At 72.3% G+C, this 18,239-nt stretch carries 14 protein-coding genes; 8 read left to right on the forward strand and 6 right to left on the reverse strand.

Annotation, left to right across the window (positions count from 1 at the left end; all coding sequences use genetic code 11):
- Positions 1–102 precede the first annotated feature (102 nt).
- Both Athai_RS27235 and Athai_RS27240 read right to left on the reverse strand, forming a co-directional pair.
- Positions 103–1,449: a carbohydrate-binding protein gene (locus Athai_RS27235; RefSeq protein WP_203964121.1), complete on the reverse strand. Its 1,347-nt coding sequence runs from the start codon at positions 1,447–1,449 to the stop codon at positions 103–105.
- Positions 1,450–1,645: 196 nt separating this feature from the next.
- On the reverse strand, positions 1,646–2,719 hold the full coding sequence (locus Athai_RS27240) for a hypothetical protein (protein ID WP_203964122.1): 1,074 nt from the start codon (positions 2,717–2,719) through the stop codon (positions 1,646–1,648).
- Positions 2,720–2,850: 131 nt separating this feature from the next.
- Here Athai_RS27240 and Athai_RS27245 point away from each other — a divergent pair, with 131 nt between their 5' ends.
- The 4 genes from Athai_RS27245 to paaA all read left to right on the forward strand — a co-directional run bounded on the left by Athai_RS27245 (position 2,851) and on the right by paaA (position 7,654).
- Positions 2,851–3,585, forward strand: a complete 735-nt coding sequence (locus tag Athai_RS27245) for a methyltransferase domain-containing protein (protein ID WP_203964123.1) — start codon at positions 2,851–2,853, stop codon at positions 3,583–3,585.
- A gap of 264 nt (positions 3,586–3,849) precedes the next feature.
- Entirely contained in the window at positions 3,850–4,785 is a 936-nt protein-coding gene (locus tag Athai_RS27250) for a hypothetical protein (protein ID WP_203964124.1), read from the forward strand.
- Entirely contained in the window at positions 4,782–6,452 is a 1,671-nt protein-coding gene (locus tag Athai_RS27255; RefSeq protein ID WP_203964125.1) for a M16 family metallopeptidase, read from the forward strand. Before Athai_RS27250 ends, Athai_RS27255 begins: the two co-directional genes overlap by 4 nt.
- A gap of 203 nt (positions 6,453–6,655) precedes the next feature.
- The gene (paaA, locus tag Athai_RS27260) at positions 6,656–7,654 is read left to right on the forward strand and encodes a 1,2-phenylacetyl-CoA epoxidase subunit PaaA (RefSeq protein ID WP_203964126.1); all 999 of its coding nucleotides are present in this window, start codon (positions 6,656–6,658) and stop codon (positions 7,652–7,654) included.
- 16 nt (positions 7,655–7,670) lie between these two features.
- Here the strand turns inward: paaA and Athai_RS27265 are convergent, their stop codons facing one another.
- The 4 genes from Athai_RS27265 to Athai_RS27280 form a co-directional block, all read right to left on the reverse strand.
- On the reverse strand, positions 7,671–8,840 hold the full coding sequence (locus Athai_RS27265) for an NAD(P)/FAD-dependent oxidoreductase (RefSeq protein WP_203964127.1): 1,170 nt from the start codon (positions 8,838–8,840) through the stop codon (positions 7,671–7,673).
- Positions 8,833–9,960, reverse strand: a complete 1,128-nt coding sequence (locus tag Athai_RS27270; protein WP_203964128.1) for a monodechloroaminopyrrolnitrin synthase PrnB family protein — start codon at positions 9,958–9,960, stop codon at positions 8,833–8,835. Before Athai_RS27270 ends, Athai_RS27265 begins: the two co-directional genes overlap by 8 nt.
- Positions 9,961–9,964: 4 nt before the next feature.
- On the reverse strand, positions 9,965–11,170 hold the full coding sequence (locus Athai_RS27275; protein WP_203964129.1) for an ABC transporter substrate-binding protein: 1,206 nt from the start codon (positions 11,168–11,170) through the stop codon (positions 9,965–9,967).
- Between the two features lie 77 nt (positions 11,171–11,247).
- On the reverse strand, positions 11,248–11,976 hold the full coding sequence (locus Athai_RS27280) for an alpha/beta hydrolase (protein ID WP_203964130.1): 729 nt from the start codon (positions 11,974–11,976) through the stop codon (positions 11,248–11,250).
- 199 nt (positions 11,977–12,175) lie between these two features.
- Between Athai_RS27280 and Athai_RS27285 the strand changes: the two genes are divergently transcribed.
- The 4 genes from Athai_RS27285 (at position 12,176) to Athai_RS27300 (ending at position 18,128) form a co-directional block, all read left to right on the forward strand.
- Positions 12,176–12,628, forward strand: a complete 453-nt coding sequence (locus tag Athai_RS27285; RefSeq protein ID WP_239157197.1) for a PaaI family thioesterase — start codon at positions 12,176–12,178, stop codon at positions 12,626–12,628.
- A 144-nt stretch (positions 12,629–12,772) separates the two neighbouring features.
- Positions 12,773–13,597: a class I SAM-dependent methyltransferase gene (locus Athai_RS27290; protein WP_203964132.1), complete on the forward strand. Its 825-nt coding sequence runs from the start codon at positions 12,773–12,775 to the stop codon at positions 13,595–13,597.
- The gene (locus Athai_RS27295) at positions 13,597–15,228 is read left to right on the forward strand and encodes an AMP-dependent synthetase/ligase (protein ID WP_203964133.1); all 1,632 of its coding nucleotides are present in this window, start codon (positions 13,597–13,599) and stop codon (positions 15,226–15,228) included. Before Athai_RS27290 ends, Athai_RS27295 begins: the two co-directional genes overlap by 1 nt.
- Before the next feature lie 158 nt (positions 15,229–15,386).
- Entirely contained in the window at positions 15,387–18,128 is a 2,742-nt protein-coding gene (locus Athai_RS27300) for a sensor histidine kinase (RefSeq protein WP_203964134.1), read from the forward strand.
- The last annotated feature ends 111 nt before the right edge of the window (positions 18,129–18,239 follow it).

Raw genomic sequence — 18,239 nt, forward strand, 5'->3', positions numbered from 1 at the left:
AACGGCCGGCGCCGCGACACTGTCGCCGGGTCAGCGGCCTTCGCGGGCCGCGATGCTGTCGCCGGGTCAGCGGCCTTCGCGGGCCGCGACGCTGTCGCCGGGTCAGCGGCCTTCGAGGGCCGCGACGTTGTCGCCGAACGTCCAGCCCTTCGAGCCGTCCCAGTTGATCGACCAGGTCATCAGGCCCTTCAGCGAGCTGTCCGCCTGCCACGCCGCGGAGACCAGCGCCGGTGACAGGTACCCGCCGCCGGCGCCCGGCTGCGCGGGCAGCCCCGGCACCTGCTTGTCGTACGGGACGCGGATCGTGGTGCCCTGCACGGTCAGCCCGGCGTTCAGGCAGTCGGTCTGCTGGGTGAACCCTTCGACCGTACCGGCCTGGTAGGAGTCGCCGGAGCAGCCGTACATGCTGCCGTTGTAGTACTGCATGTTGAGCCACCACAGCCGGCCGCTGTCCAGGTACTTCTTGATGATCGGCAGGTAGGCGCCCCAGATCGAGCCGTAGGTGACGCTGCCGCCGGTGACGTACGCGGTCTCCGGCGCCATGGTGAGCCCGAAGTTGGCCGGCATCCGCGCCAGGATCCCGTCGATGATGCGTTCCAGGTTGGCCTGCGAGTCCGACAGCGTGCCGATGTCGCCGCTGCCGGTCAGGCCGGTCTCGATGTCGATGTCGACGCCGTCGAAGTTGTACTCCTTGAGGATCGGCACGATCGTCTCGACGAACCGGTCCGCCACCTGCGCGGAGCCGAGGTCGATGCCGGCCGCCGCGCCGCCGATCGACATCAGGATCGTGGCGCCGGACGCCTTCGCCGCGCACATCTCCGCCGGGGTGGGCACCTTGACGGTGGAGTCCATCCCGTCCTGCCACAGCACCGTGCCGTCGGAGCGGATGACCGGGAACGCCGCGTCGATGACGTTGTAGCCGTGCGCGCCGATCCGCTCGTCGGTGATCGGGATCCAGCCCAGCGGCGGGTGCACCCCGTTCGCCGCACCGTCCCAGTTCTCCCAGTACCCCTGGAGCACCCGGCCGGCCGGCCGCGACTTGACCGGGCAGCTCTCGGTACCGGTGGTGGGCGTCGGGGTGGGTGACGTCGGCGTCGGCGACGCGGTGGGGGACGCGGTCCCGGTCGGCGACGGGGACGCGGTGCCGGTCGGCGAGGGGCTGGTGGTGGCGTCGCAGGGACCGAGGTCGGTCCACAGCGAGGGGGTTGCGGCGGGGTTCCACCCGGCGCCGGCCGGCGCGGTGTGCGCGACCAGTGCCTGATACCGGCGGCCGTGGTAGCCGACCTGGTCACCCACCGCGTAGGCGGTGCCCTCCGACCAGGCCGCCGGGCAGGCCACCTGCGGGGTGCCGGCCATGGCCGGCCCGCCGGCCGATCCCACCAGCAACGCCGCGGCAAGCACCAGGGCCGCGCCGAGCACCACGACGATCGCCGAACGTCGAGCTCTCATGGCTTCTCCAACCGGTACAGAGTGGACAGGCCGTGAGATTAACAGTAAAGATTCTTAATTGTCATTGGCTGGCGGCAACCCGCCAGGTTCGCATCCCACGGCACTGCCGCCGGCCCCACCCATCGGGACCGGCGGCACTGCGGCGCCGGCGCGCCGCGGTCGGCCGCGTCGGTCAGGCCGCGGTCGGCCGCGTCGGTCAGGCCGCGTCGGCCGCGTTGTAGGCGTCGTGCGCCTCGGACCCGTAGTACGGGTGCCACTCGTTGCTGCCGCTGCTGACGCTGATGTTGCCGATCTGGGTACCGATGCCGGTCGAGGTGTCGAAGTTCTGCAGGAACGGGCCGCCGGACGAGCCGCCGGTCTGCACGCAGTCGATGCCCCAGATGCCGCCGCCGGGGTGGCCGCTCTCGAAGAACTCGGTACCGGCGCACCAGTTCAGCTGCTCGCCGTTGCCCTCGGCGTCGGAGCCGCCGTAGCCGAACGAGTAGACGTACTGGCCGGGGGTCTGGTCGAAGCCGATGCCCTCGCCGCCGACCGCGTCCACCAGCTTGGTTCCGTTCAACGGACTCATCGTGGCGAACGCGGCGTCCCAGGTCGGGTCGGGATCGCCGATCCGCTGCGACATCCAGTGCAGCGAGCTGGCCGTGAAAGTCCCATGTGGACGGTTACCGTGGTCGTAGCCGGGGATGAACACCCAGTTCTGGTAGACCTCGCCGGTGTTCGCGTCGACGACGCAGTGTCCCGCGGTCGCCACGATCGACTTGTTGCCGCTGTTGACCGCGTCGCCGGAGCACGCGTAGGTGCCGGACGAGTTGGAGAAGAACACCTTCCCGGCGGTACTGGAGATCAGCCCGCCGCCGGTCCAGCGCTGCGGCGACGTGGTCTGCGGGCGTACCCCACCGGTGGCGGGCGCGCCGCTGGCCGGCAGTGCCGGCGGTACCGCGGTCGGGGCGGTGGTCGCCTCCGGTGGAGCGCTCGCCGTCCCCGGCCGGGCGCCGGTACCGGCAGGGCGGCCGGAGGTGGGCAGGGCGTCGAGGTCGACGGCCGCGGCGAGCCGGGCCGGCGTCCAGAAAGCCCGTGCGGCCCGCTGCTGGGCCGCGCTGAACCGCGCCGACTCCTGGTGCCCGGCGGAGGCGGCGGACCGCACGGTGGGGGCGGCGGACTGTGCAGCCGCCGCGGTCGACTGCGCGGCGGCCGCGGTGGACGTGAGCGCGGCGGCGAACGTGGTGGCGGCGACGCCGACACCGAGCAGCAGGCGGGGGATCCGTCTCATGTCGATCACCCTTCGAGGCTTGTGGTGACAACGGTGTCACCCAGTAAGACGCATCGGACAAAACATGTCAATCCCCGGTTTCCGTCGGAAAGCGGTTGCCGAATCCGGACCGGCGGCCGACACTGCACCGCGTGTACTCCGACGCGGCCGCCGCCGCCCTCTACGACGTGCTGAACCCCTGGAACCCCGAGACCTACCCCAGCGACGCGTTCCACCACCGGCTAGTGCTGGCGGCCGGCTCGGTACTCGACGTCGGCTGCGGCACCGGCACGATGCTCGGCTACGCCCGCGACCACGGGCACACCGGGCGGCTCGTCGGCATAGACCCCGACCGCGCCGCACTGGACCGGGCCCGCCGCCGTACCGACGTCGAGTGGTTCGAGGCCACCGCCGCCGAGGCCGACACCCGTACCGGCGGTGGGTTCGAACTCGCCGTGATGACCGGACACGCCTTCCAGGTGCTGGTCACCGACGAGGAGCTGCGTCGCTCGCTGGCCGCGATCCACGCGTCGCTCGCACCGGGCGGCCGGTTCGCCTTCGAGACCCGGCATCCGCAGGCGCGGGCCTGGCTCGACTGGATCCCGGCGAACGCCGCGGACGTGGTCGACCCGACCGGCCGGACGCTGCGGACCTGGCACGACGTCGAGTCGGTCGACGCCGACGTGGTCACGTTCACCGGGACGACCGCCGACCCGGACGGCACCGTGCTGCGGGTCGACCGGTCCCGGCTCCGGTTCCTCGACGTACCGGCGCTCAACGGATTCCTGGTCACCGCCGGTTTCACCATCGAGGCACAGTACGGCGACTGGGAGCACGGCCGGGTCACCCCGAGCAGCCGCGAGATCGTCACCATCGCCCGCCGCTGACGCGCCCCGGCCAACCGCGCCGATCGCGGTGACCCGGCGACGACTCTGTCCACAGTGCACTGTTCGAAACACACCGTGGACGCATGCCGGCCGTGGCAGGCCCGCTCGTACGGGGCACCGCGCTCAGCCTGGGATTCCGGGACGGCCGCCACATCGCAACAAGCCGGACGGATCCCTCGCTATCGCACGGGCTCACCGCCGCCCGTGGTTTCAACTTCGCATCGAGGCACATCCATGTCCCCGAGTGCCGCTACGCTCCCGCCCGTGCCTGATCCCCTCCCTTCGACCGACGCCGCCGTCGCCTATCCGAAACTCCGTACGCTGCGGCGAGCCATCGCCGACAGCAACGGCGGTGCCGCGATCGCCTTCATCGACGCGGAACCCGACCCGACCGGCCGAACCTTCGTGCTGCGGTACGCGGCCGGGCTCGACGGAGCGCTCCCCGTCGCCGCGGAACAGCACGCGCGACGGCCGGACGATCCGACCGCTGCGGCGCTCTACGCCGCGACACTGATCGAGGCCGGCTGGCAGATCCGCTCCGGCCGACGCGCGCGCGAGGTGTCCACCGAGCAGTTCCACGGACTCCACGACCACCTGCGCCGCGCCGAGCAGATCCTCATCGACCGCACCGCTGCCGATCCCGACGACGCCACTGCCTGGGTACTGCGCCTGATCACCGCCCGAGGCCTGGAACTCGGTGCGAACGAGTGCCGCCGTCGCTACGATCGGTCGGTCGCCGCGCAGCCGCACAACCTGCCGGCGCAGCAGCAGTTCCTGCAACAGCTGTGTCCCAAGTGGACGGGTACCTTCGACGAGGTGCACGAGTTCGCCCGGCAGTGCTGGCTCGCCTCGCCGCCGGGCAGCCCCAACGGCTTCCTCGTCGCCATCGGCCATCTGGAACGGTGGCTGGAACTCGGTGACGCGGGCGGCGCACACCTCCGGCAGCAGTCGGTGCACGACGAGGTCGTCCAGGCGGCGGAACACTCGGTCTGGTATCGGGGCGCGGACACCGGCTTCTATGGGTTGACCGCGCACAGCACGTTCGCGATGTACTTCAGCCTCGTCGACGACCGGGCGGCCGCCGCGCGGCACTTCGCCGCCTGCGGCGGCGCCATCAGCGAACTGCCCTGGGCATACCTGGGCGATGCCGCACGGCAGGCGGCCCGACACCGCGCGCGCGTGACGGGAGCGGGCCAGTGACACGCGACGACACCGAGGTCGAGATCGACGGCGTACCCGTACTGCGGGCTCCCGCACCGGACGGGGTCTGCCGGGCCGGGCTGATGTTCCGAGTCGGTTACGCCGACGAGACCCTGACGCAAAGCGGCATCACCCATCTGGTCGAGCATCTCGCGCTGCACGGGACAGACCTCGCCGATCGCCGCTCCAACGGGTTCACCTCCATGCTCGACACCCAGTTCGCGGTCACCGGCAGCGAGGACGAGGTGGTCACGTTCTTCGACACCCTCTGCGGCACGCTGTCCGACCTGCCGGTGGACCGGCTGGACACCGAGCGGCAGTTGTTGCGGGCGGAGCGACGCAGCCGGGGCGGCCTCACCGTGGGGCCGATGCTGCGCGAACGGTACGGCGCGCAGCGCCACGGACTCCCCGCGTACCAGGAACTCGGGCTGCACACCGTCGACGCCGACGCGCTGCGGGAGTGGGCGGCCCAGTGGTTCACCAGGCAGAACGCGGTGCTCTGGCTGATGGGTGACGCGGTACCGGACAAGCTGCGGCTCGCCCTGCCGGACGGGCGTCGGATGCCGGCACCGCCCGCCGTCGACCTGCTCGTCGAGACGCCGGCGTACTTCCACGAGGACCACGATCGCATCCTGTGCACCGCGGTCGTGCCCCGGAGCCCCGCGGTGCCGGTCTTTCGCCGGGCACTGGAGCGATTGCTGTACCGGGAACTGCGCGAGAACGGCGGTTACTCGTATGCGGTGGAAGTCGCCGCCGAGCCGCGCGGCGACGGGTACAGCACCGTGACGGTGGCCGCGGACACGGTGCCGGACCGACAGGACGCCGCGGTCGGCCAGTTCCTCGACGTCATGGCCGCGCTGCGGCGCGGTCGCGTTCCGGCCGGCGACGTCACCGCGGCGTTGGACGACGCACGGCGGCAGGTGTCGCACCCGAACTGGGCCGCCGAGTCGTTGCCCGCCCGGGCTCTCGACCTGCTGCTCGGACAGACCTCCGGCACGGCCGAGGGGGTGCTGGGCACCACGATCGAGGATCTCGCCGGGGTCGCCCGCGAATTCGCCGGCTCGGCGCTGCTGTCCCTGCCGGTGCGCCGGCAGGCGGACTGGGCCGGCTTCGCACCGGTGCCCAGCGGGTCGACGCACTGCGTCGTCGGTACCCGGTACGCCAGCCGTTCCGGCACCGGTACCGAACTCGTGGTCGGGCCCACCGGAGTCACGGCGTGCGGCGCATCCGGCCGCGCCCGTACGGTCGAGTACGCGTCCTGCGCCGCGGTCGTGGTGTGGCCGGACGGCGGCCGGGTCCTGGTCGGCGACGACGGATTCGAGATCGCCGTCGAACCGACCCTGTTCGATCTCGACGCCGCGGCACTCGACTCGCTCGCCGCCGTACCCGCGCAACTGCTGGTGCCGCTGCCGGCCCGCGACCCGCGGGAGATCCCACAACCAGCCGAGCCGGCGGCACCAGCCCCCGACCAGGAACCCGATCGGCGCGGACAGCTTCGACCGCTGGTGTTGCTGCTGGTACTGGCGCTTGCCTTCGCCGCGCTGTTCGGGTTCGCCGCCGTGGCCGACCAGTGGGGTGGCGGAGCGCTCGGCGCCGCCGGCAGCGCGGCCGGTTCGGGAGTGCTGATCGGTTTGATCGCCCGGCTCAAGCGTCGTGATCGGAAGTAACGGAGGTCGGACCGGGGCCACCCGTACCGTGGTCGGCCGCACGGACCATGGCGGCCTGGGGCGCGGGCGGCCGTCCGGGTCCCGAGCGCCGGGCGGTGAGCCGGCTGACCGCGTCTGTCCGTTCGTTGACACGGATGGGTGGTTCGGCTAGAAACATCACGTCGACCACGTTGTTCCCGCATTGCCGCCCGGGGAGAGATGTCATGCGACACGGACGCCAGGAGGCGGGCGGTGAACAGCTTCGGCTGATCGACGACCCCGGCCCCGACGAGGCCGCGCTGCAGCGGTACTTCGAGGACATGGTCGCGGCCGATGCGAAGATCGAGCCGCGGGACTGGATGCCCGAGGCGTACCGGTCGATGATGGTCCGCCAGATCGGCCAGCACGCGCACTCCGAGCTGATGGGCATGCAACCGGAGTCGAACTGGCTGTCCCGGGCGCCGAGCCTGCGGCGCAAGACGGCGCTGCTGGCCAAGGTGCAGGACGAGGCCGGCCACGCGATGTACCTGTACGCGGCGGCCGAGACGCTCGGCGTCACCCGCGACGAGCTGCTCGACCAGTTGCACGACGGCCGGCAGCACTACAGCGTCGTGTTCAACTTCCCGGCCGCCAGCTGGGCGGACATCGGCGCGATCGGCTGGCTGCTGGACGGCGCGGCGATCGCCAACCAGGTGCCGCTGTGCCGCTGCTCGTACGGGCCGTACGCGCGGGCGATGGTCCGGATCTGCAAGGAGGAGTCGTTCCACCAGCGGCAGGGCTACTCGATCCTGCACACGCTGGCCGGCGGCACCCCGGCGCAGCACCGGATGGCGCAGCAGGCCGTCGATCGCTGGTGGTACCGGGCGCTCGCGCTGTTCGGCCTGCCGGACCGGGCGTCCCGCAACACGTCGCGCTCGATGGCGTGGAAGATCAAGCGGCTGACCAACGACGAGGTGCGGCAGAAGTTCGTCGACACGATCGCCGAGCAGGTCGGTTCGCTCGGCCTGACGCTCCCGGACCAGGCGCTGCGCTGGAACGACGAGCGCGGCCACTGGGACTTCACGCTGCCCGACTTCGACGAGTTGAGCACCGTGCTCAAGGGGTACGGCCCGTGCAACCGGCAACGGATGGAGCGCCGCCGCCGCACCCACGACGAGGGCGCCTGGGTTCGGGAGTCCGCGCTCGCCTACGCCGAGAAGCGACGGCGACGCCGCGCCGGCTGACCGGCGCGGCGCGGCGTCACGGCGGTCGCATCCGGTCCTGGAACGGGTGGCCGCACAGCGACCGGAAGAACCCGCCGGCCCGGACCGGATCCTCGGACACGGCTCGCAGCGACGCCAGCCGGCGCGGCGGCAGCTCCAACCGGGCGAGCGTCAGGGTGTGCTGGTACTCGTCGCGCAGCAGCTCGTCGCGCCGGTCCGCGAAGCGCCGCAGCGCCGGCCGGAGCCGGTCCGGGCTGCCCAGGTCCAGGCCGGTGCCGATGCTGTCGGCGAGCAGCCGGGCCTGGTGGAACGCGTCGGTGATGCCGCGTGCGGTCAGCGAATCCTTGTGGTGGCCGGCATCGCCGACCAGGGCCCAACCGGCACCCACCGGCTGCCGGAAGAAGTTGAGCTGGGCGCCGGTGCCGTAGAGCCGTTCGGCGCGCTGCACCGCCATCATCCGGGCCTGCACGTCCGGTGCCGTGTCGCGAACCGCGGCCAGGTAGGCGGCGCCCGCGTCGCGCCGCACGCCTGGGTACTCGGACTGCGGGAAGTAAGCCGCGACGAGGGTCAGGCCGTCGTTGGTCGGCACCACACCGATCCACCGGCCGGGTGCCTCGTGGATCTCGAACCGGTCCGAGACACCGGGCCAGTAGCTGTAGTAGACGCAGGTACGCGGCGGGTCGGTGACCCGGACGGCGGCACCGGCCCGGGCCGCCACCACCGACCGCATCCCGTCGGCGCCCACCACCAGCGGCGCGCGGAGCCGCTCCGGCGCCCCGGTGCCGGCCCGCAGCAGTACCCCCGCGACCCGGTCGTCCTCGACGATCAGGTCGGTGACTCGCCGGCCGGGGCGGAAGTCCACCCCGGCGGCCACCGCGGCCTCCACCAGCAGCTGATCGAGCAGGTACCGGCGGGGCCCGAGCGCGTATCCGATGCCGTCGAACGTCCACAACGGACCGTCGATGGAGACGCCGCCCGCGCGGTACCGCAGGCGCGCGATGTGCGGGCATCCGGTGCCGTGCACGGCATCCAGCAGTCCCCAGTCGCGCAGCAGCGCGACCGCCGGCTGCTGGAGGTAGTGCGTGGAGAGCGTGTCGCGCGGGAACCGGGCCCGGTCGACCAGCGTGACCCGGTACCCGGCGCGCGCCAGCAGCATCGCCGTCGGCGCACCGGCGCAGCCGGCGCCGACCACGACCACGTCAGGCACGAGACAACGGCTCCGGCTCGGCGTTCGCGGTGGGCGCCGCCGGCCGCGGCCGGATCAACCGCGCGTTGTCCCGGGTGAGCCGGACGATGCTGGACAGCAGTTCGACGCTGCCGCCGCTGCTGCCCACCGGGAACAGCCGGACATCCTCCTGGTAGGACTTGCGCGCGACGCCGAGATGCTTGGCGCGAAACGACAGCAGGGCGCGCAGCGACTGCTCCACCGCGGTCGCGGCGGCCCGCAGCCGCTCGTCCAGCGGGCCGTCGCCCGCCTCGTCCAGCGCGGCGGTGACCCGCGCGACGAGCGACGGCACCCCGGCCAGTTCGGCGTAGCGGCGCCGCCACTCCGGCAGGGCGTACGGGACCCCCTCGGCCCAGAACTCGGCGTAGTCGACGGAGTCCTGATCGGTCTGGTCGTGGTCGGCGGCCCACAGCATCAGGTCGAGCAGCGGTACCGGCAGCCCGGCGCCGGCCCCGCCGCGCCACAACCGGCCGTCGACGAGCACCTCGTCGAAGTACGGCCGCAGCTCGTTGGCGAAGAACGCCGGGTTCACCCGGCCGATCACCAGCTCGATCGCCTCGTCCAGGGAGGCCAGCAGGGCGCGGAAGCTGCCCATCGCGGTCAGGAACTCCGGGTCGGTCAGCGCGGCCCCGGTCAGCGGGCCGGCCAGCTCGACCGCCTGGGACAACCGCGGCAGGCTGAGCCGGACCGAGTCGATGAGCGCGGCCTCCTGCGACGATCCGGTGTAGCTTCGTTGCCGCTCGCCGTACGGGTTCCAGACGCTGTAGTGGTGCACGGTGTCCCGGGGCACCACGTCGCCGCGCGCGGCCAGCCGCAGCAGCACCGGCTCGACCTCCGGTACCGCCGTCACCGGCTCGACGCCGTGCCGCTTGACCGACCCGAGCAGCAGGCCGAGATCCCGCATGGCCGCGCGACACTCGTACGGGGTGCCGTCGGGCACCGCCGCCGCGTTGCCGGCCAGCCGGCGCAACGCGACGACCAGCGCGTCGAGGTCCGCGGCGGCGTTCATCTCGGGCAGCCTGCGGTACGTCTCGTCGGCGTCGAGCGGATCGAGCGCGCGGACCAGCCTGCTGTCGCGATGGTTGCCCGGCCCGGACGTCACGACGTCACTCCCCGATCGTGGGTAGCTCGTTGACGAGAACGTTGGACAGTACGGAGCCGTCCATCCGCACCTGACGCAGGTAGAACTTCTGTACCGGGGCGTGTTTCTTGCTGAACTGCCAGCTGCCCCGGGGGTCGTTCTGGATGCCGAGGTTGGCGATGGCGGTGTTCACCGCCTGCCCGGTCAGCTTCCGGCCGTCCGCGGTCAGCGACGAGATCGCCTGGTCGAGGATGGACGCCGCGCTGTAGCCGTACGCCGCGGGCTCGTTCGGCGCGGTGCCGTACGCGTGCTGGTAGGCGACGACGAACTCCCGGTTCGCGTCGTTGTCCAGGGTCGGCGTGTAGTCCAGCGAGCTGTAGATTCCCAGCGCCGCCGGGCCTTCGACCTGGAGCAGGTCGCAGCAGGTCAGCGGCCCCGAGGCGTACACCCGGATGCCCTGTGACTTCAGCCCGAGCTGCTGGTAGTCCTTGACGAACTGGACCGCCTGCAGCCCGGTCGCCCAGACGTAGATGGCCTTGGCGCCGTTCTGCTGCGCCTCGGTCAGGTACGACCGGTAGCTGGTCTTGTTGCTGTACGGCGCGTAGGTGGGCTGCCCGTTGGGGTTGGCCAGCTTCCCGCCGGCCGCCTTGAAGGTGCGGACGAAGGTCTGGGTGGTGTCTCCCTTGGCGGGCCCGAGATCGGTGCCCAGCACGTAGACCTTGCCGCCGGCGTTCTTGGCGACGTAGGCGCCGAGCGCCTCCGGCGGATCGGAGGTGAGGTTCGAGGCACACCAGAGGTAGGTCAGGTCGGGCACCTGGTCGGTGCAGGCCAGCGTGCTGACCAGCGGGAGCTTCCGCTTGGTGACCGGCGCCTGCATCGCGAGGACGGTACGCACGTCGCTGATTCCGGTGATGGCGAGCAGATCCCGCTGGTCCAGCAGGCTCTTCTCCGCCTTCGTCGCCTTCGTACTGGTCGGGTCGTCGCCGGCGTCGCGCTGCACGACCCGGACCCGCCGCCCACCGAGCCGGCCGTTGTGCAGCTTGAGATAGAGGTCGAGCCCGTCCCGCATGGACCGGCCGATGCCCTTCTGGATCCCGGACATGTCCGCGATGAAGCCGATCTTGATCGGGGCGGACGACACGCCCTTGCCGCCGTCGCTGGTACACCCGGCCGCCAGGAGCAGCAGCACACCTGGTGCCGCGAGCCCGGCCAGCACTCTCCTGACGCCCAAGACGATTCCTTCCGACAGGCACGACGTTGCCCGGGGCCGGCCCGTCCCGGCCGACCCCGTCTATCCACTGTGGATCGTCAGCGGCCGGCGACGACCGAGCCGATGATGTCGGCGACCCGCTTCGGTGCGGCGAGCATCGGGGAGTGGCAGGAGTCGGCCAGCTCGACCACCGAACCCGCCCGCTTGCACAGCTCCCGCTGCACCACGGTCGGCGTCGCGTTGTCCTGACCGGTCAACACGTAGGTCGACGGGATGTCGCGCCAGGCGATCGCGGTCGGCGACTGCTCCAGCACGGCGGCGGACATCGGCCGCAGCTGCGCCACCGCCGCCTCGGCGGCCTCCGGCGGCATGCCGTTGTAGAACAGCGTCGCCGCCCGCTCGGTCTTGACGCCCATCATCCCGTTCTCGCCCATCGTCAGGTCGAGCGGCGGGTTGAGCACGTCCGGACCCGGGTTCGGCACGGCGTAGCCGCCCAGCGCCTCGCCCTCGTCGGCGTTGTAGGCGGCGACGTAGACCAGGTGCCGCACGGCCGGATGGCCGGCCGCTCCCTCGGTCGCCGGAATTCCCCCGTACGAGTGGGCCACCAGCACCACGTCCTGGTACCGGTCCAGGGTGCGCCGGATCTCGGCGGCGTCGGCGTGCATGTCACCGGCCGGCGCACCGTCGACGGTGCGGCAGCTCGGCAGGTCGACCGTGACGCTGTGGATGCCGTACTGGTCGAGTTCGGCGATCACCGGGGTCCAGCACCATGGGCTGTGCCAGGCGCCGTGCACCAGGACCACCGTCGGGTTGTCGTTTGTTGTCATGCTGTTCGCCTTCCGTACGTCCTCGTGCCGGTTGCGAAATACGAACCGCTGTCACGTCAGGGATCCCAGACGATGCTTTTGCACGGTTCCTGGCGAGCGCCTATTTTGCCTACGCCGGGTCGTCACCGAAAGACCCCCAGCGAAACTACGTCACGCATCCGCGCGATCACGGTCGGACAGTTTCGGAGGAGAGCAGCCCGTGGAACCGTTCGATCAGAACGCCATCGCCGGAGTCGGCCCGCTCGGTCCGGCGGTCGATCGGACCGGGGTCGAGATCCGGCAGGCCAGCGCCGACCGGGTGGTCGGCACGATGCCCGTCGCCGGCAACACCCAGTCGTACGGGATGCTGCACGGCGGCGTGTCCTGCGTGCTGGCCGAGACGCTCGGCACCATGGCCGCGGCGCTGCATGCCGGGCCGCGACGGCGCGCCGTCGGCGTCGAGATCAACGCCACCCACCACCGGCCCGCCGTGGCCGGCACCATCACCGGGACCGCCACCCCGCTGCATCGCGGCGACACCCTTGCCACGTACCGGATCGTGCTCACCGACGACGCCGGCCGGACGGTCTGCACCGCCCGGCTGACCTGCCTGATCCGGGACCTGGACAGCGCGGCCGGCGGCCCCGGAGGCGGCGAGATCTCGGCGCGGTAACGGCCGCCGGCGAGGGTTGCGGACCGGGTACCGCTGGTCAAACATTGCAAATCACGGCCCCGAGCGCATCGATCGCATAGCGCGCTAGGTGGCATGCAAGCGTATCCACTTCCCGAAGGGAACGTTCGGACTGGAGCCGCCCAGATGCCCACCGGATACAGCTTCGACAACGCCGGCGCGGCCGGCGCGAGACAGCTCGATCAGCTCAGCGAGGCGTTCGACGGGCACACCACGTCCGTCCTCACCGAGTACGGGGTGGGCCGCGGCTGGCGGTGCCTGGACATCGGGGCCGGGGCCGGCTCCATCGCCGGCTGGCTCGCCGACCGGGTCGGGCCGCAGGGGCACGTCACCGCCACCGACGTGAAGCCGCAGTACCTCACCGAGCGGGACAACCTGACGGTGCTCACCCACGACATCGGCAGCGATCCGGTACCGGCCGGCGAGTACGACCTGATCCACGCCCGGATGGTGTTCGTCCACCTGCCGAACCGGCAGGAGGTACTCGCCCGGCTGGTCTCCGCGCTGCGCCCGGGTGGCCTGATCGTCGTGTCGGACTGCGACTGCCGGGAACGCGACCCCATCCTGGCCGCTCCCGACCCCGCGGCGGCGAAGACGTTCGAGCTGTTCAACGACCTCATCCGGGACCTCGGCTGGCGCAACGGCGCGGACCTCGGCTGGACCAGGTACACCTACTCCGCGATGCGCGCCGCCGGGCTGCTGCCGGACCGGACCGTGGTGTTCGGCCGGTCCTGGGCCGGCGGCAGCGCCGGATGCGGCCTGTACCAGGCGTTGGCGTACCAGATCGAGCCGGTGCTGCGCGCCGGCGGGATGACCGACGAGCAGATCGCGGAGCTGCACCGGCTGCTCGACGATCCCGGGTTCGTACTCTCCGCCTGGCTGATGCACACCACGGTGGGGCGGCGTCCCGGGCCGGTGGTACCGGCCGGGCGGCGGCAGGGCGGGTCCTGATGCGCGACGGGTACCGCAGCCCACCGGTGCCGACCGCGAGCGGGCTGTCCAGCATGGCCGACCCGGTGTTCCGGAACGCCGCGGAGCATCCCGACGCGGTCGCCTTCGTCCCGTCGGTGGGCGCCGCCCCGATCCGCGCGGCCGAGTTCGCCGCGCTGGTGACCGCCGTGGCCAAGGGCCTGATCGCGGTGGGAGTCCGCACCGGCGACCGGGTCGCCCTGCTGTCCGCGACCTGCTACGAGTGGACCGTCTGCGACTACGCGCTCTGGTCGATCGGCGCCGTCAGCGTGCCGATGTACGACACCGCGAGCGTCGAGCAGGTCGGCTGGATCCTGCGGGACTCCGGCGCCGGTTGGTGCCTCGTCGGCGGAGCCGCCGAGGCCGGCGTCGTCGAGACGGCGGCCGGCACGATCGACGGCCCCCCGCCGCAGCTGCTGCGGCTGGACGACGGTGCACTGGCGGCGCTCGCCGCGCGGGCCCCGGAGGTCGACGACGAGGTGTTCGGGCAGCGCCGGAAGGTGCCACCGGAGTCGGTCGCGACCATCATCTACACCAGCGGGACGACCGGGCCGGCCAAGGGCGTGACGATCAGCCACGACAACTTCCTGTCGAACCTGGACGGGTTCCTGCACCGGCTCGACCCGGTGTTCGCGCCGGGCGGTGCGATCGTGCTGTTCCTGCCGCTCGCGCACATCTTCACCCGGACGATGCAGTGCGCTTCGGTGCTGCGCCGGGTCCGCATCACCCACCTCTCCCGTACCGCGGAGCTGGCGGCCGGCCTGGCCGCGGCCCGGCCGACGGTGCTGCCGCTGGTCCCCCGGTTCATGGAGAAGCTGCGGGACGCGGCGCCGAACGGCGATGCCCGGGCGGTACTCGGCGGCCGGTGCGGCGCGATCGTGGTCGGCGGCGCCCCGCACGACGAGCGGATCGGCCAGTTCTACCGGTCCGCCGGGATCGCCGTCTACGAGGGGTACGGGTTGACCGAGGTGGCCGGCCCGGCCACCATCAACGGACCGGACGCGACCCGGCTGGGTACGGTGGGCCAGCCGCTGCCCGCAGTTTCGGTACGCATCGCCGCCGACGGTGAGGTCCTGGTGCGCGGCGACTGCGTGTTCGGCGGCTACCACCGCAATCCGGCGGCGACCGCCGGCGCGCTGGTGGACGGCTGGTTGCACACCGGTGACATCGGGGCGCTGGACGACGACGGCTTCCTGTCGATCACCGGGCGCAAGAAGGACCTGGTCATCACCGCCGGCGGCAAGAACGTCGACGTGACGACGCTGGAGAGCCGGCTGCGGGCGCACCCGCTGATCAGCCAGGCGGTGGTGGTCGGCGACCGCCGGCCGTTCGTGTCCTGCCTGGTCACGCTGGACCGGGTGGCGCTGCGCGAGCGCGGTCACCCCGGTGGGCCGCTCGATCGGGATCCGCTGCTGCGGGCCGAGATCCAGGCGGCGGTGACGGCAGCCAACCAGGCGGTGTCGCGCGCCGAGTCGATCCGCGCGTTCCGCATCCTGGACGGCGAGCTGACCGTCGCCGGCGGCGAGCTCACCGCCTCGCTGAAGATCCGCCGCGAGACGGTCGCCTCCCGCTACCGGGCCGAGATCGACGCGATGTACCTGCCGGATTCGTAACGATGCACCGGACAACACCTGAAGACATCGACAACGGTCTTTCCTCCGGCGGACATTCATGATGCAATCCAGCGGTTCATAACTCCTTGCGCTGTTGGTAATGCATAACCGTATTCATCGATGACTGCGTTGTATGCCCGTCTCGGAGGGGTGGCCGGTTGAGCGAGCGGCAGAGCACCACGGAACGGTCCGGCACCCCGGAGCGACCCGGCACCCCGGAACGACCCGGCACCGCAGAGCGATCAGGCACCGCAGAGCGGCCGACCACCTCGGGGCGACGGCGGGGCCCGGTGGCCCGGCTGCGTGACGCCCGGATCCGTACCAAGCTCGGGCTGATCCTGATCGTGCCGATCACCGCGCTGATCGGGGTCGCCGCCGTCCAGCTGGTCGGCACCGGCCAGGACGTGCTGCAGGCCCGGCAGGCGATCCAGCACGCCCGGCTCGCCGACCGCGCCAGCGCGCTGACGACCGACCTGCAGACCGAACGAACGCTCGCCGCGACCCTGCTCACGACGCCGAAGCAGAAGCAGGGCCCCGCCGCCCGGGCGTACCGGGCGCAGATCGCCCGGGCCGACAAGCAGGTCCGGGCGTACCGGGCGGCGCGCGCCGACCTGGACAGCTCGGAGAGCAGCCTGACGGACCTGCTGGGGCGCATCGACACCCAGCTCGACGAGCTCGACCCGCTGCGCCGGTCGATCGAGAAGCGCGACATCATCCCGCTGTCCACCGCGGTGTTCAGCTACCGCAGCCTGATCGCGGACCTGCTCGCCTACCGGCAGACGCTGGCCAACGTCGCCGGGTCCGACGAGGCGGCCAACCTGGCCCGCGGCGCGAGCGCGATGGCCTCGCACACCGAGATGACCTCGCAGGAGCAGGAGGTCGGCATCGTCATGCTGGCCGGCGGCGCCGACGTGACCTCCGCCCAGCACGAGTCGTTCCAGGCCAACCTGGAAGGCCAGGCCGAGGCGCTGCGCGCGTTCCGGGACGCCGTCGACGCCGACCACGTCACCGCCATGGAACGGACGATCGCCGGCCGGGGTGTCGGAGCGAACGCCGGTACCCCGCTGCCGGGCGACCGGCGCACGATGACCAACGCCCAGGCCCAGAGCGACATCATCGCCGCCCAGCGGTACGAGGGTGATCTGAGCCGGGCCAGCGCCGGCGACGCCGTCACGTTCCCGGACAAGGCCGGTGCCGCGCAGTGGACGGAGACGATGGGCACCCGGGTCGCGCTCAGTGGCCTGGTGGACAGCCGGCTCCGGGCGCAGTTCCGCGCCCTCGTCCAGCGACAGGAGAACGATCTGCTCCGCCAGCTCATCGCCGAGTCCGCGGCGGTGTCGCTGATGGTGCTGGTGGCGATCGCGATCGCGCTGCTGACCGCCCGCTCCATGGCCCGGTCGCTGCACCGGCTGCGGGCCGGTGCGCTGTCCGTGGCGTACCAGGAGCTGCCGGCCACCGTGAGCCGGCTCCGGGACCCGGGCACCCTCGGCGCGCTCACCGCGGACGACATCGCCGCCGGCGTGGAGGACGCGGTGGCGCGGCCCAGCCAGGACGAGATCGGCCAGGTGTCCGAGGCGTTCAACGTGGTGCACCGGGAGACGGTCCGGATCGCCGCCGAGCAGGCCACGCTCCGCAACAGCGTGTCGACGATGTTCGTCAACCTGGCGCGCCGGTCCCAGCTGATGGTCGACCGGCTGATCCGGCGCATCGACCAGATGGAACAGGGCGAGCAGAACCCGGACCGGCTCGGCCAGCTGTTCCATCTCGACCACCTGGCCACCCAGATGCGCCGCAACGACGAGAACCTGCTGGTACTGGTCGGGGTGGACGTGAGCCGGGCGCGCCGGGAGCCGGCGGCGCTGGGTGACGTGCTGCGCGCCGCGCAGTCCCAGGTGGAGCAGTACACCCGGGTCGAGCTGGGCGTCGTGGACATGGGTGTGGACGTCGTCGGCAGCGCGGTGAACGACCTGGTCCATCTGATCGCGGAGCTGCTGGACAACGCGACGTCGTTCTCGCCGCCGGACACCGTCGTGACGGCGGAGGCGTGTTGGATCGGCAACCGGGCCTACGTCACGATCACCGACTACGGCACCGGCATCCGCGCCGACCGGCTGCGCGAGCTCAACCGGCGGCTGGCCGACCCGCCGTCCGTGGACGCGTCGCTGTCCCGGAACATGGGCCTCGCCGTGGTGGGCCGGCTGGCCAAGCACATCGGTGCCACCGTCGAGCTGCGCTCCCCGGCGCAACGCGGCACGCTGGCCGAGGTGGTCATCCCGCAGGAGATCCTGGAGTCGCCGGGGCACCGGACGTTCACGGACCCGGCGGCGGCACGCCAACCGGTCGAGCCGCCGCGGGCCGCGCGGGCGGCGCAGCCGGTGCCGGCGCGGCCGTCCATCGGGCTGCCACCGCGCGCCGCGGTCGCCGAGGCACCGGTGCGGGAGCCGGCGCCGGTGGGTGCCGACCGCTGGGCGGGCACCGCCGAGGCGGTCGACCAGACCTCGGAGCTGCCGCAGTTGCGGCCGGCCGAGTCGGCATGGTTCCAGACCGCGTCGCCGGCGCCCAGGCACGAGCAGGCCCCCGAGGTACCCGAAATGCCGCGTGGCGGGCCCGAGCGGCAGCCACGGGCGGCGGCGACCGGGCGCTGGCAGTCGCCCGCCGACGACGGGTGGCGGCTGGCCGCGACGGCCCCGCAGCTCGGCGACCGGCGCACGTCCGGCGGCCTACCGCGGCGCGACCCGCAGGCGCAGCTGGTGCCCGGCAGCGTGACCGGGCGACCGGCACCGGCCAGCCGGCAGCGGTCGGCCGAGGCGGTTCGCGGCACGTTGTCGTCCTATCACCGGGGCCTGCAACGGGCTCGGGTCGGCGACCGGTACCAGTCGGACGAGTCGGAGCCGCGCTGAGGGCGAACCGGGCCGCCGGCCGGCGACGTCCGCACCGCTGCCCCGGATCGTGTTCGCGCAGCTCCGGTTTCGCCCGGCGAGGCTGCGCGGGCACCTGCCGGGCCGCCGTCA

Origin of the sequence: Actinocatenispora thailandica, from assembly GCF_016865425.1 — a bacterium.
GTDB lineage: Bacteria > Actinomycetota > Actinomycetes > Mycobacteriales > Micromonosporaceae > Actinocatenispora > Actinocatenispora thailandica.

Bases quoted from the DNA above. Each gene is read 5' to 3' on its own strand.
- Athai_RS27235 (WP_203964121.1), bottom strand. From the start codon at position 1,449: ATGAGAGCTCGACGTTCGGCGATCGTCGTGGTGCTCGGCGCGGCCCTG.
- Athai_RS27240 (WP_203964122.1), bottom strand. From the start codon at position 2,719: ATGAGACGGATCCCCCGCCTGCTGCTCGGTGTCGGCGTCGCCGCCACC.
- paaA (WP_203964126.1), top strand. From the start codon at position 6,656: ATGCGACACGGACGCCAGGAGGCGGGCGGTGAACAGCTTCGGCTGATC.
- Athai_RS27280 (WP_203964130.1), bottom strand. From the start codon at position 11,976: ATGACAACAAACGACAACCCGACGGTGGTCCTGGTGCACGGCGCCTGG.
- Athai_RS27290 (WP_203964132.1), top strand. From the start codon at position 12,773: ATGCCCACCGGATACAGCTTCGACAACGCCGGCGCGGCCGGCGCGAGA.
- Athai_RS27295 (WP_203964133.1), top strand. From the start codon at position 13,597: ATGCGCGACGGGTACCGCAGCCCACCGGTGCCGACCGCGAGCGGGCTG.